The following is a 13,067-nucleotide window of genomic DNA, read 5'->3' as shown; positions in this document are numbered from 1 at the left end:
GGGCGGTCAGGACCCGTCGACGACTCCCTCGGCCACGAGTCGGTCGATCTCGTCCAGCGCGTAGGCGACCGCCTCGTCGTCGCTCATGTTCCGACCGCGGTTCGCGGCGGCCGCGAACGCCTCTCGGCCCAGGGACTCGCGAAGTGAGCTCGCGGTCGTCTCGAGGCGCTGCGCGTCGGTGCCGAAGGCCAAGGCGCCGGTGCCAGCGGTCTCGACCGCGCCGAGGAGGACGGCAGCGGGCTCGTTCGCCGCGACGCGTTCGAGCAGGACCAGCAGGTTGCGCAGCGTGGTCCACATGTGGGCCCAGTCACCGGAGCTTCGCCAGTGGGCGATGATCTCGCTGAAGGCCGCGAGCGCCTCGCCCGGCTCACCGTGCCTCGCCTCGAGGGAGGCGATCGAGACCCGCGCCACGCCCTCGATGAAGCGGTTTCCGACCGACGCGGCGACCTCGCTCGCCTGCTCGAACGCCGCCAGGGCGGCACCGGGGTCGGCGTCGAGTCGGATCTCGCCCTCCAGGTAGCAGTAGCCGGCCCGCAGGCTCGGGGTGCGGGCTCGCTCGACGACCTGCCATCCCTCCCGCAGCTGGGCCGCGGCGTCGTCGGCCCGTCCCGTGTAGGTGGCGGCGAACACCCGGTAGAGCTGGCCGAGCGACTCGTAGTAGGCGCTGTCGACCGACCGCGCCGCTTCGACGAGTTGCGTGCCTCGCCGGTCGGTCTCGTCGAGGTGGCCTCGGTACAGGGAGATCTCGGCCAGCAGCTGCACGGCCCGCAGCACCACCCACTCGTCCGACGCCGCCGCCAGGGCCCGCTCGCCGTGTTCATGGGCCTTCCCCAGCTGGCCGCGCTGCATGCAGCCGACCCCGGCGGCCACCAGGGCGGCCCCCCACGCCGGCGACTGCGATGCGCCGGGAAGCTCGAGAGCGCGTAGCACCCATCCGTAGACCTCGTCGCGAAGTTGGTAGTAGGCGTAGTCGCACAGGAGCGCGGGCAGCCGCAGTGCCAGGTCCACCTGCCCATGGGTCCCGGCCCACGCCTGGGCGGCACGGAGATTGGCGAGCTCGACGTCGATGGCACGCATCCACTCGCCCTCTTCGGCGCCCTGCAACCCGACCATGGCGTCCTCGGCCAGCGAGGCGAAGTGCTCGGCGTGACGCCGTTGCCAGGTCGCCAGCTCCCCGCGTGCGTCGAGTCGGGCCACTCCATGGTCCCGCAGGGTCTCCAGCAACCGGTAGCGCACCCGGTGGCGCGAGCGTTCGATCGCCACCAGCGAACTGTCGACCAACTCGGCCACCCGCCCGGCGATCTCCCACTCTGCGAGCCCGTCGCCAGCACAGACCCGTTCGGCGGCATACAGCTCAAAGCCTCCGGCGAAGACCGCGAGTCGATCGAACAGTTGCTGGGCCGCCTCCGGAAGCAGTGCGTAGGACCAATCGACGACCGTCTGCAGGCTGCGGTGCCGCGGTGCGACCTCCGGGGGCTCGGCGGTGAGCAGATCGAAGCGCTGGTCGAGCCGGGCGGCGATGTCGGCGGGGCCCATCGACCGCACCCGCGCCGCAGCCAGCTCGAGCGCCAAGGGCAGGCCGTCGAGTCGCCGGCAGATCTCCACCACCGCGTCGCGATCGGTGCCGGCCAGCTCGAAAGAGGGATCGGCGGCGCTCGCCCGGTCGCAGAAGACGGCGACCGCGGCACTGTTCTCGTCCTCGCCGACGTCCAGGGGTGCGACCGGCCAGATCTGTCGACCGGCGACGCCAAGCGGCTGACGACTGGTCACCAGCACGTCCACCGCAGGGCAGGTCCGCCCGACCCGGTCGGCGAGCGCGGAGGCCCCGGCCGCGACGTGCTCACAGTTGTCGAGGACCAGCAGCAGGTGTTTCGCGCGGAGGAGCTCCACGAGGCCTTCCGCCGGACCGGCACCTTCGGTGGGTAACACGCCGAGGGCGGTGGCGACGATCTCCGCCACCGCCTCTGACCGGTCGGCTCCCGACAGGTCGCACACCCGAACCCCGTCGGCGTAGTCGTCGGCCACCTCGCGGGCGACGCGCATCGCCAGCCGGCTCTTGCCGACCCCGCCGACCCCGGTCAGCACCACGATGCGCCCGCCCCGCAGCGCGGCGGAGACGCCGCGGATGTCCTCCTCCCTACCGACGAAGCTCGTCAAGGGCTCCGGCAGCATCGCCGTGGCGGCGCTCGACGAGTGGCGGGTCGCACCGGCTCGCTCATCGGACGCGTCGGGCACGACCGGTGGCGCCGGCCATGGGAGCTCCTCGGCCTGCTGGAGGATGGCCAACTCGAGCTGGCGGAGGGGCGCCGACGGCTCCAGCCCCAGCTCGCCGACCAGTTGGTCGCGCAGGTCCCGGTAGGCGGCGAGCGCGTCCACCTGGCGCCCGTTCCGGTAGAGCGCCACCATCAGCAGGCCACGTAGATGCTCGCGCAGCGGGTTGCGGGCCACCGGCACCTCCAGCTCGGCAACCACCTCGCCGTGGCGGGCCAACCGCAGCATCGCATCGGCGCGCAGCTCCAGCGCGGCCAGGCGCAGCTCCTGTAGCCGTGTGGCCTCCGCATCGGCCTGCTCGTGGTCGAGTTCGACGAAGGGTCGTCCCCGCCACAGCGCCAGCGCGGCTCCGAGCAGCTCGACCGTCGCCTCGGGTGTGGCGGCGCCGCGGGCCTCCTCCACCAGCCGTTCGAACCGGCGGGCGTCGACCTGGTCGGGATGCACGGCCAGCGCATAGCCCGTTGGCCGGGTCACGAGGAGCTCCCGGGCCGACTCGCCGCACCACTCCTCGAGCAGGCCGCGCAGGCGGGAGACGTGGGTCTGGATCGTGCTGGACGGGTCCACCGGCTGGTCCTCGCCCCACACGATCTCCGCCAGGCGATCGGTCGCCACCGCTGAGCCCGCCTCGACCAGCAGCGCGACCAGGAGGCTCCGCTGCTTCGGGCTGTCGAGGGCGACCTCATGACCGTCGACGACGATGCTCAGGGGCCCGAGGATCCCGAACTGCACTCCAGTCTCGCTGGGGCGTGGCGGCGTGTCCATGCCCTGCCGACGCTACCCGCAGGCCCTGTGCCGCTGTCCCACCTGGCCGGTACACTGATCACGTGCCGGTTCGCCGGCAGCCCGGTTCTTCCGGGTGCCCGGTTCTTCCGGGTGCCCGCTCCTTCCGGGTGCCCGGTCTTTCCGGGTGCTACTTGACACCCGCCGCCCAGCACCGCTGGGAAGACGGGCCCGATACGGGGCTGATCGGTTTCGACGTGAAGCTCGGGACTCGGACGTGCGACCGGAGTTGCTCAGACTCCTAAAACGGGGCACCCAAACAACTGCCGAAGACGAGCAGTACGCACTCGTTGCCTGATCTGATCAGGTAGCGAAGGCGTCATAGCGACCAGAGATGGCACGCGGGGCCTGTCCATCGCAGCCTGGCAACAGAAGCGATGGAGGACAGCAGGGAGAGACCGCTGACGGCGTGAAAGAACGCTGACATCGGGGAAAGACCCGGCGGCAGGGCCCTCGTGGCCCACCTGACCCGGCAGGGTGGCAGCCGAAAAGCCACATCTCGGGAACGGTCGTAGCGCGGTCGGGAACCACTTGACGGACGAGGGTTCGATTCCCTCCAGCTCCACAAACAAATCGAAGGGGTCCTGGCGAAGTTCCAGGCCCCTTCTGGCGAAATTCGAGCCGCCCTCCGGGGTAGCTCACTCCATGAGGAGGGCGACCATTCGGTCCCGGTCGAGCGGGGCTGCGTCTGTCACGCCGCGTCTCGCCACAGAGAACCTGCGGGCAGGATGATGTTCCGGCGACGCAACGGGTCAGGCGTGGTTCGCTCCGCTTCGACCAGCATCGGGGGTGTGGCGGGTGGACTCCACCGCTCAGGAGCTGGCGGGACCGCACGAGTCCAGCGCGGTGCCGCGATGCCGGCGTCCGCAGCGACCTTCTCTGCGATCCCTGCGAGGATCTGATCGAGGACCGAACCGGTCCGCGGCGGTGGAGTAGCAATCGCCGCTTCGGTCGCGCCCGGGTGCAGGCACAGCCAGTCGATGAACGCACGCAGCATCGTCCAGTTGATCTTGGTGCCGCGACCCGTCGGGTCGTAGGCGTCAGCGAGACGCGCCAGGACCGGACTGTCACCGACAATCTGGTGGCTCGACATCTCGAGCCGCTCACCAGCGGCGGCGAGGAGACGAGTGAGCATCGTGACGGTCGGGTCGACGGCGCGGTGGACCGCCGGGTGAGCACGTCGTGGTTGGGCTCCGGCGAGCCGTTCAGAGCCACTTGCCGGGGTTGAGGATGCCCTGGGGGTCGAGCGCGGCCTTCACCCGCCGGTTCAGGTCGAGGACCTCGGGCCCGAGCTGGCCGGCCAGGTGGCGGACCTTCAGCGATCCGACCCCGTGTTCGCCGGTGATCGTGCCGCCGAGAGCGATCGCCGCGTCCATGATCTCCCCGAACGCAACCTCGGCTCGTTGCACCGCATCGAGATCGTGGGGGTCGAAGGTGACCAGTGGATGGAAGTTGCCGTCGCCGGCATGGCCGATCACGGGGATGGTCGTGTCGTTGCGCTCGGCCACCGACGCGACCGCCGCGAGCAGCTCCGGGATGCGCGTGATCGGCACGCCGACGTCCTCGATCAGCACGCTGCCCAGCCGCTCGACGCACGGGATGGCGATGCGGCGGGCCGCCATGAGCAGCTCGCCCTCGTCGGGATCGTCGGTGACCGCGACATAGGTGGCGCCGGCCCGCTCGGCGACCTCGGCCACCCGGGCAACGGTGTCGTCACCGGCGTCGGACTGCCCGAGCAGCAGCGCACCAACCGACGTGTCGAGCCCCATCGGCTTGGCCGCCTCGACCGCGGCGACCGCGGCACGATCCATGAGCTCGAGGGCCGACGGCCGCAGCGACGCCATGACCTCGCTCACCGCGTGGCCGGCATCGACCACATCGGCGAAGGTGGCGACCACCGTGGCCGAGGGTGGCGGCTGCGGGCGCAGCCGCAACGTGGCCTCGGTGATGACGCCGAGGGTCCCCTCCGAACCGACGAACAGCCGCTTCAAGTCCAGCCCGGCGACGTCTTTGATGGTGCGGCCGCCGAGACGGACGACGGTGCCGTCGGCGAGCACGACCTCGATGCCGAGCACGTAGTCGGTGGTGACGCCGTACTTCACACAGCACAGCCCACCGGCGTTGGTGGCCAGGTTGCCGCCGATGGAGCAGATCTCGAACGACGACGGGTCGGGCGGGTACCAGAGCCCCTCGGCCGCGGCCGCCTGCTTGACCTCGACGTTGAGCGCTCCCGGCTGGACGACGGCGAGCATGGCGTCGCGGTCGACCTCGATACGACGCATCCGCTCGGTGGACAAGGTGATGGACCCGTCGACCGCGGCCGACCCGCCGGACAGGCCAGTCCCCGCTCCCCGCGTGACCACCCCGACACCGAAGCGGCTGGCCAGCCCCAGCACGGTGGCGACCTCGGCCGTCGAGCCCGCCCGCACCAGCGCGAGCGGGTGTCCGGGCACGATCGTCTTGGCCCGATCGAAGCGATAGCCGTCGACGACATCGGGGTCGACGACCACCGAATCGGCGGGTAGCGCGTCGAGGAGAGCGGCGACGACGTCGGGAGCGGTCATGCGGCTGGGCCTCCGGGGCTTCGGTCCGCGGGGAACAACAGGGGGCGTGGGTGCGTTGAACTGAGGTGCACACACGGTGCCGGAGAACGAATCACAACCTACCCTGGCACGAACCCGCCGGGGACCCCCCAAGGAGACGACATGGCTGCCGCCACCGCTGCTGTCACCACCAATCGCACCGATGCCGACCACCAGCGCATCCTCGAGATCACCCGCGAGGCGCTCGTCGAGGCGGGCTCGCGGCCGATGCTGGTTCCCGGGACCGACATCGATCGGTGGGCCGACGAGCTGGCAACAGCCGCGGGCGACGACGCCCTCATGCACCTCTCGATCGACAAGCTGCGTGACACCGGACAGGCGCTGGTCGACGACCTCGCTCCTGGTGACCGGTGCGGGTCGGCCAGCAGAGTGACCGACGCGCTCCTCGACATCTACCAGATCGTGTCCTGAGCCTCCGGGGCACAGGTGTGCATGACACGCCTGAAGCAGAAGGGCCCACGACACCTTGGCGGGCGAGGCTGAGGGTCGCGTTGCCCCTGGTTGCGCTGCTCGGCGTCGGGGCAGCTGCGATCCTGGCCAAGCGCCAGGCCCCCTGGATCCCGTGGATCTACCTCGCCGCCCTCCTCGGTGGAGCGATCGCGCTGGCCTCGGTGTACTGGTGGCGCTCGGGGCCGCGCCGGTGGCGGATCGTCGGGGCGACGGGGGCGACGGCGCTCCTGCTCGCCCTGTTGCCCGTGCCGTGGCTGACGGTGCGGGGAGCCGACCCACCGGGCACGGCCTGGCGCCTCGACGGCCGCGTCACGGTCGACGGCGACACCATCGATCCGCCCGGTGAGTGGTACTGGCTGACCGTCGGCCGCCCGCCGCTGGTGGGCGAGGTGGTCAACGCCTGGGTGACCGGCGCCGACGGCCCGATCGACCTGCGCCATGGCGATGACGCCAGCCGCCCCCAGGCGAGTGAGCCGGCGGCGGTCGCGGTCGGCCTGCGAGCGGCGGGCCAGCCGCGGCTCGCCGAGGACCTGGACGTGGCCGTCGGCGGACGTCTCGCCGCCACCCCGATCGGCGACTGGTACCGGAGCCTCGCCCTCGGCCGCTCGCACGGTCTGATGGTGTCGCTGGTGACCTATGCGCACGCGTCGGGCGAGGACCTCTCCCGTGGGCGAGCGATCGCCGGCACCGGCGCGATCGAGCCCGACGGCACCGTCTCGCGGATCGGCGGCCTGCCGTCGAAGGCCCGAGCGGCGGCGACCGCGGGCGCCGACGTGCTCCTGTTCCCCGCCGAGCAGGTCGACGAGCTCGACGGATTCGACCCCGGCACCATGGAGCTGATCCCCGTGGCGAACCTCGACGACGCCATCGATGCCCTTGGGTGAGGAGACCGTGCCGGCACGATCAGGCGTCGGCCCAGGCCTTCACCTTCTCGATGACGTCGACGGGGTCGGACCCGACCGGCTGGATGGACAGCGCGGTCACACCGGACGCCTTGTAGGCCGCGACCTGGTCGCGCACGAAGCCCTCGTCGCCGACCAACGAGACCTCGCGGAGGAACTCCTCGGGGATCGCGGCTGCGGCCTCGTCCTTCTTGCCGTCGAGGTAGAGGTCCTGGATCTGCTTGGCCTCGGCCTCGTAGCCGTAGCGGCAGAACAGGTCGTTGTAGAAGTTCTTGTCGCGAGAACCCATGCCACCGACGTAGAGGGCGAGCATGGGCCGGTTGGCATCCCGCACCTTCTCGGCCATGGCCTCGTCACCGAAACCGACCGCTCCCCCGGCCACGACCTGCAGGGGGCCCAGCTCCGGGTCGCGCGTGGCGGCCCCGGCGGCGAGATCGTCGCCCCACACCTCGTGGGCCTTGGTGGGGTTGTAGAAGATCGGCAGCCAGCCGTCGGCCTTCTCCGCGGTCATGGCCACGTTCTTGGGGCCGAGCGAGGCGACATAGATGGGGATGTGCGACCGCTGGGGATGGGTGATGAGCTTCAGCGGCTTGCCCAGGCCGGTGCCCTGGTCCTCGGGCAAGGGCAGCGTGTAGGCCTTGCCGTCGTACTGCACCCGTTCGCGCTTCCAGACCATGCGGCAGATGTCGATGATCTCGCGGGTGCGGGTCAGGGGCTTGTCATAGGGGACTCCGTGAAACCCCTCGATGACCTGGGGGCCCGACGCACCCAGTCCGAGCACGGCTCGACCTCCCGAGATCTCGTCGAGACCGGCGGCGGTCATGGCCAACAGGGTCGGCGTGCGGGAGTAGATGGGCAGGATCCCCGAGGCGATCTCGATCCGCTCGGTCTTGGCGGCGAGATAGCCCATCAGTGTGGGCGCGTCGTTGCCGTAGGCCTCGGCGACCCACACCATGTCGACGCCGGCCTTCTCGAACTGGACCACCTGCTCGACCCCTTGGTGGAACCCACCGGCGTAGGCGAGCGACATGCTGAGCTTCATGGACTGTTCTCCGATCGGGGCCCGTGGTCGGTGCCGACCCTAGCGGGCGTCAGCCCTCCGCCGGGGAGTTCGGCCGCCAGAACACCGCCAGCAGCGCCGCGGCGCCACCGAGGCCGGCGATCGCGGTGATCGCCAGCCCGCTGCCACCAACGAAGAGGTCGAGGTCGGCGGCATCATCGATCGACCACCCGCCGGCGCCGAGGCCCCCGATGGCCAGGCTGATCACCGACAGGACCATCACGTACTCCCAGCCCTCGCCGGGCTTGAAGGTGAAGAAGCCGTTGCCGCGGTGGTTGATGAGCCAGGCGACGACCATGACGCCGAGGCTGCCGGCCGCGGCGAGGGAGGTGAGCAGCCCGAGCACCAGCAGCACGCCGCACACGACCTCGGTGAGGCTGGCCAACCAGGCGTGGAACTTGCCGGGGCGCATCCCGAGCGACGCGAACCAACCGGCGGTACCCGAAATCTTGCCGCCGCCGACGATGTGGTTGATGCCGTGGGCCAGCATCACCACGCCCACGACGGCTCGCAGCAGGAACAGGCACAGGTCATAGACGTCGGCGTCACTCATCAGCGGGTCAGGCTCCAGGGGGAAGGCGTGGCTCGTTCAGTTCGGCTACCGAGGGTACCCAATCGGGGGCGGGGGGCTGTCAAGGCGACGGTCGCAACGCCGCGGCCTCAGCTCGACACCAGACCCGAGCCCAGCTCGCGCAGCTGGTTCTCGGGCAGGCTCAGCCCGCCCGAGGCGAGGATCTGCACCGCGACGTGATCGGCCCCGGCGTCGTGGTGGGCCTGCACGCGATCGACCGCGGCATCCACATCACCCCAGGCGACGATGGCGTCGACGAGGCGATCGCTGCCACCGTCGGCGAAGTCGTCCTCGCCGAACCCGAAGCGGGCGAGGTTGTTGCGGTAGTTCGGGGCTCGCAGGTACACCGCCATGGCGGTGCGGGCGGTCTCCCGCGCCGAGTCGGGATCGGTGTCGAGCACGACCATCTGCTCGGGAGCGAGGATCGGCCCCTCCCCCATGGTCTCGCGGGCGAGCGCGGTGTGCTCGACCGGAACGAAGTACGGGTGCGCACCCTGCGTCGCGGAACCGGCGAGTGCGAGCATCTTGGGGCCGAGCGCGGCGAGGACCCTGGCCGGGAGCTCGGTCGGCCCGACCGCCCGGAAGACCGCGGCATCCATCTCGGCCAGATACTCGACCATCCGCGAGTAGGGCTTGGAGTAGTCGTGCTTGCGGACCCGGTCGACCAGGTGTTCGTGGCTGACGCCGAGCCCGAGGAGGAACCGGCCGGGGAACGCCTCCTCGAGCGACCGCTGGGTGTTGGCCATCGTGACCGCATCGCGGGCGTAGATGTTGGCGATGCCGGTGGCGATCTGCAGCTTCGAGGTCCGCTCGAGCAACAACGTGGCGGTGACGAACGGGTCCCGGCCGACGGTCTCGGGGATCCACATCGTGGAGAACCCGACCTCCTCGATCAGGTGGGCGAGCTCACCGGCGGCGTGCGACGACATGGCGTCGGACGCGGCGGTCCAGATGCCGACCCGTCCGAGATCGGCCTTGGTGATGGTCATGGACACACTCCTTGGGTTCGCCAGCGCTACCGGTGCACGCTAGCGATTCCTCGCTCCCCTACCCTCACAACCATGTGCTGTCGCTTCGGCCTCCACCCTCACTGAGCTACCCATGCATCGCACCCTCTTCGAACCAGAGCACGAGCAGTTCCGCACCAGCGTGCGGTCGTTCCTCGAGCGCGAGGCGATCCCCCACCTGCACCGGTGGGAGTCCGAGGGGATCGTCGACCGCCGCCTGTTCGAGGCCGCGGGAGCTGCCGGGTTCCTCGGCATCGACCTCCCGGCCGAGCTCGGAGGTGGCGGCACCCGCGACTTCCGGTTCAACCTGGTGCTCGGCGAGGAGGTGCAGCGGGCGGGCCTGGGCGGCGCGGGTCTGGGTCTCACCCTCCACAACGACATCTGCATCCCCTACTTCCGTGACCTGGCCGACGACGCGCAGCAGGCCCGCTGGGTGCCGGGGATCTGCTCGGGCGAGCTGATCACCGCCGTCGCCATGACCGAGCCCGGTATCGGATCGGACCTGGCGTCGATGCGCACCACCGCTGCCCGTGATGGCGACCACTACGTGGTGAACGGCTCGAAGACCTTCATCACCAACGGCATCAACGCCGACCTGGTCATCACCGCGGTCAAGACCGATCCCGCCGAACGCCACCGGGGCCTGTCGCTGCTGGTGATCGAGCGGGGCATGGAGGGCTTCGACCGGGGACGCAACCTGGACAAGATCGGGCTGCACTCCCAGGACACGGCCGAGCTGAGCTTCACCGACGTTGCGGTGCCGGTCGCCAACCGGCTGGGCGAGGAGGGGCAGGGGTTCGCCCTGCTGATGACCAACCTGGCCCAGGAACGGCTCTCGATCGCGGCGGCCGGGGTGGCGGCGGCACGGGCCGCGCTCGACTGGACGGTGGCCTACTGCGGCGAGCGCGAGGCGTTCGGCCAACCCATCTCGTCGTTCCAGAACACCCGGTTCGCGCTCGCGACCCTGGCCACCGAGGTCGAGATCGGCCAAGCGTTCATCGACCGCTGTGTGGAAGCGCTCGACACCGGCGACCTCACCGCCGAGGACGCGGCCATGGCCAAGTGGTGGTGCACCGAGCTGCAGGGCAAGGCCGTCGACCTCGGCGTCCAACTGCACGGCGGATACGGCTACATGACCGAGTACCCCATCGCCCGGGCCTACACCGACGCCCGGGTCACCAGGATCTACGGCGGCACCACCGAGATCATGAAGGAGATCATCGGCCGCACGCTGTGGTGATCACGGCCGCCGCCGCTACTTGAGCAACGGGTCCCGGGGCAGGCCGAGGATCCGCTCGCCGATCTGGTTGCGCTTGATCTCCGAGGTGCCCCCGGCGATCGACATACCCCGGTGCATGAGCACCATGTTCCCGGCGATCGCACCCGCACCGTCGACAAAGACAGCCTCGGGACCGAGCAGCTCGACCTGGATGGCGACCGCCTCGTGCCCGAGCTCGGACAGCACCAGCTTGGTGATGGCGCCTTCGGGTCCGGGCTCGGCGCCGGCGACCGCACGGTTGGCACTGCGGAGGTTGAGCAAGCCCATGGCCTGCTGCTGGGCGGCGTAGCGACCGATGCGAGCGGGGCCACCGAAGAGCCGGCCGGGGTTCGCGTCGAGCTGGCTCACCAGCGTCGCCGCGGGTAGCGCCATGCCGCCCTGGCCGCCGCCGATGCTGACGCTCTCGTTGCCGAGGGTGGCCCGGGCGACCGTCCACCCGCCGTCGACCGGTCCGACCACGTCGTCGTCGGCCACGAACACGTCGCTGAAGAAGACCTCGTTGAACGACGAGTTCCCGGTCGGCATCTTGATGGGTCGGACCTCGACGCCCTCGGCGTGCATGTCGATCACCATGATCGTGATGCCGTCGTGCTTGGCGACATCGGGGTTGGTGCGCACGGTGGCGAACCCGTAGGCGGCCTCGTGGGCGCCGCTGGTCCACACCTTCTGGCCGTTCACCAGCCAACCGCCGTCGACCCGCGTCGCCTTCGTCTTCACGCCGGCGGCGTCCGATCCGGCATCGGGCTCGCTGAAGAGCTGGCACCAGATCACTTCCTGGTCCAGGGCAGGCTTCACCCAGCGCGCCACCTGGTCCTCGGTCGCGTACTGGATCAGGGTGAGGATGACCCAGCCCGTGATCCCGTACTGGGGGCGCTGGATTCCGGCCTCGGCGAACTCCTGCTCGATCACGAGCTGCTCGACGGCCCCGGCGTTGCGGCCCCATGGTTCGGGCCAGTGAGGCTGGGCATAGCCGGTCTCGACCAGCTTGGCCCTCTGTTCCTCGGCGGAGAGACCCTTGATGCTGTCGGCGAAGGTGCGCACCTCGTCACGGATCGCCTCGGCCTCGGGTGGAAGCTCGACCGTCTTGGCTCGGACGACGTCGGAGCGGGTCAGGTCGGCCAGGTCGACCGCGGCTGCCTTGTGGTCGAGGAGCGCCAGGAGCGTGGTGGCGCGACGCATGTAGAGGTGGGCGTCGTGCTCGAAGGTGATGGCGATGCCACCGTGGATCTGGGTGTTGAGGTTCGCGCACAGGTCGGCGGCGGGGCCGGCGAGTGATGCGGCGGTCGCCGCGGCGTACGACAGCTGGTCGCCACCGGTGCTCGCAGCCCTGGCGGCGTCCCACACGGCGCTGGTGGCCAGCTCGGTGGCCACGGCCATGTTGGCGCAGTGGTGCTTGACCCCCTGGAACATGGCGATCGGGCGACCGAACTGGTGGCGTTCCTTGGCATAGGCCGCGGCCAGGTCGGTGCACTCGCGTGCCACACCGACCGCCTCGGCCGAGAGGACGAGCCGAGCGAGATCGACCAGCACCTGCCTGGCGCCGGGGAGCACGGTGGCAGCAACACCGTCGAGGGTGATCCGGGCCGAACGCCGGGTGGGATCGAGGTTGGGGGCGTTGTCGACGGTGACCCCGTCGCCCACCTCGACGATGGCGACGTCGTCGCCCGCGGGCACGAGCAGGACCTTGGCCAGACCGCCGCCGAGCACGGCGCTGACCTCACCCGAGGCCTTGCCGTCGGCGACGGTGACCGCGCCTCCGAGGGCGACCGCACCGGTCAGCGAGCCGTCGGCGAGCCCGGGCACCAGCTGGGACCTGGTGACGTCGTCGGCGACGGCGTCGATGACCGCGCTGGCGATGACGGTGGGCACGAACGGGCCGGGAGCAACGGCCCTGCCGAGCTCCTCGACGACAACGACCAGCTCCTCCATGCCATAGCCGGAGCCCCCATGCTCCTCGGGAAGGTGCAGGCCGAGCCAACCCACGTTGGTGATCTCGGTCCAGAGCTTGGGCAACGGCTCCTGGTCGGATTCGAGCAGGTCGCGAGCGGCCTTGCGGGCGCCGTAGCGGATCAGCAGGTCCGACGCGGTATCGGCCAGAGCGCGGTGGTCATCGGTGATGGCGATCGACATGGGATCACACTTGT

General features: G+C 70.5%; 10 protein-coding genes and 1 other RNA gene. 4 read left to right on the top strand and 7 right to left on the bottom strand.

Annotated features, from left to right (window positions below):
- Nucleotides 1-6 precede the first annotated feature (6 nt).
- Entirely contained in the window at nucleotides 7-3,033 is a 3,027-nt protein-coding gene (locus U5K29_09245; GenBank protein ID MDZ7678726.1) for a BTAD domain-containing putative transcriptional regulator, read from the bottom strand.
- 196 nt (nucleotides 3,034-3,229) lie between these two features.
- Here U5K29_09245 and ssrA point away from each other — a divergent pair.
- Nucleotides 3,230-3,619, top strand: a transfer-messenger RNA (tmRNA) gene (gene ssrA, locus U5K29_09240).
- A 123-nt stretch (nucleotides 3,620-3,742) separates the two neighbouring features.
- Here ssrA and U5K29_09235 read toward each other — a convergent pair.
- Together U5K29_09235 and U5K29_09230 are read right to left on the bottom strand one after the other, a co-directional pair.
- Nucleotides 3,743-4,186: a hypothetical protein gene (locus tag U5K29_09235; protein ID MDZ7678725.1), complete on the bottom strand. Its 444-nt coding sequence runs from the start codon at nucleotides 4,184-4,186 to the stop codon at nucleotides 3,743-3,745.
- Nucleotides 4,187-4,256: 70 nt separating this feature from the next.
- On the bottom strand, nucleotides 4,257-5,615 hold the full coding sequence (locus U5K29_09230; protein ID MDZ7678724.1) for an FAD-linked oxidase C-terminal domain-containing protein: 1,359 nt from the start codon (nucleotides 5,613-5,615) through the stop codon (nucleotides 4,257-4,259).
- A 141-nt stretch (nucleotides 5,616-5,756) separates the two neighbouring features.
- Here U5K29_09230 and U5K29_09225 point away from each other — a divergent pair, with 141 nt between their 5' ends.
- Together U5K29_09225 and U5K29_09220 are read left to right on the top strand one after the other, a co-directional pair.
- Complete coding sequence (locus U5K29_09225; GenBank protein MDZ7678723.1) at nucleotides 5,757-6,065, top strand: hypothetical protein; 309 nt, start codon at nucleotides 5,757-5,759, stop codon at nucleotides 6,063-6,065.
- Between the two features lie 80 nt (nucleotides 6,066-6,145).
- Nucleotides 6,146-6,988, top strand: coding sequence for a hypothetical protein (locus U5K29_09220; protein MDZ7678722.1), 843 nt, complete (start codon nucleotides 6,146-6,148; stop codon nucleotides 6,986-6,988).
- A gap of 19 nt (nucleotides 6,989-7,007) precedes the next feature.
- Here U5K29_09220 and U5K29_09215 read toward each other — a convergent pair whose 3' ends face one another.
- The 3 genes from U5K29_09215 to U5K29_09205 form a co-directional block, all read right to left on the bottom strand.
- Nucleotides 7,008-8,048, bottom strand: a complete 1,041-nt coding sequence (locus U5K29_09215) for an LLM class F420-dependent oxidoreductase (GenBank protein MDZ7678721.1) — start codon at nucleotides 8,046-8,048, stop codon at nucleotides 7,008-7,010.
- A 49-nt stretch (nucleotides 8,049-8,097) separates the two neighbouring features.
- Nucleotides 8,098-8,619, bottom strand: coding sequence for a DoxX family protein (locus U5K29_09210; protein MDZ7678720.1), 522 nt, complete (start codon nucleotides 8,617-8,619; stop codon nucleotides 8,098-8,100).
- Between the two features lie 107 nt (nucleotides 8,620-8,726).
- On the bottom strand, nucleotides 8,727-9,626 hold the full coding sequence (locus U5K29_09205) for an LLM class F420-dependent oxidoreductase (protein ID MDZ7678719.1): 900 nt from the start codon (nucleotides 9,624-9,626) through the stop codon (nucleotides 8,727-8,729).
- A gap of 112 nt (nucleotides 9,627-9,738) precedes the next feature.
- Here U5K29_09205 and U5K29_09200 point away from each other — a divergent pair, with 112 nt between their 5' ends.
- Nucleotides 9,739-10,884 carry an acyl-CoA dehydrogenase family protein gene (locus U5K29_09200; protein ID MDZ7678718.1) on the top strand — a complete coding sequence of 382 codons (1,146 nt, stop codon included), beginning with the start codon at nucleotides 9,739-9,741 and terminating at the stop codon, nucleotides 10,882-10,884.
- Nucleotides 10,885-10,899: 15 nt separating this feature from the next.
- On the opposite strand, the gene U5K29_09195 is transcribed toward U5K29_09200, so the two are convergent.
- Nucleotides 10,900-13,053 carry an acyl-CoA dehydrogenase gene (locus U5K29_09195; protein ID MDZ7678717.1) on the bottom strand — a complete coding sequence of 718 codons (2,154 nt, stop codon included), beginning with the start codon at nucleotides 13,051-13,053 and terminating at the stop codon, nucleotides 10,900-10,902.
- Nucleotides 13,054-13,067: the final 14 nt, after the last annotated feature.

It is taken from the genome of Acidimicrobiales bacterium, assembly GCA_034521975.1.
Classification (GTDB): domain Bacteria; phylum Actinomycetota; class Acidimicrobiia; order Acidimicrobiales; family SKKL01; genus SKKL01.
Note: the sequence above shows the minus strand (reverse complement) of the source record. Positions and strands in the feature narration are given on the sequence as shown.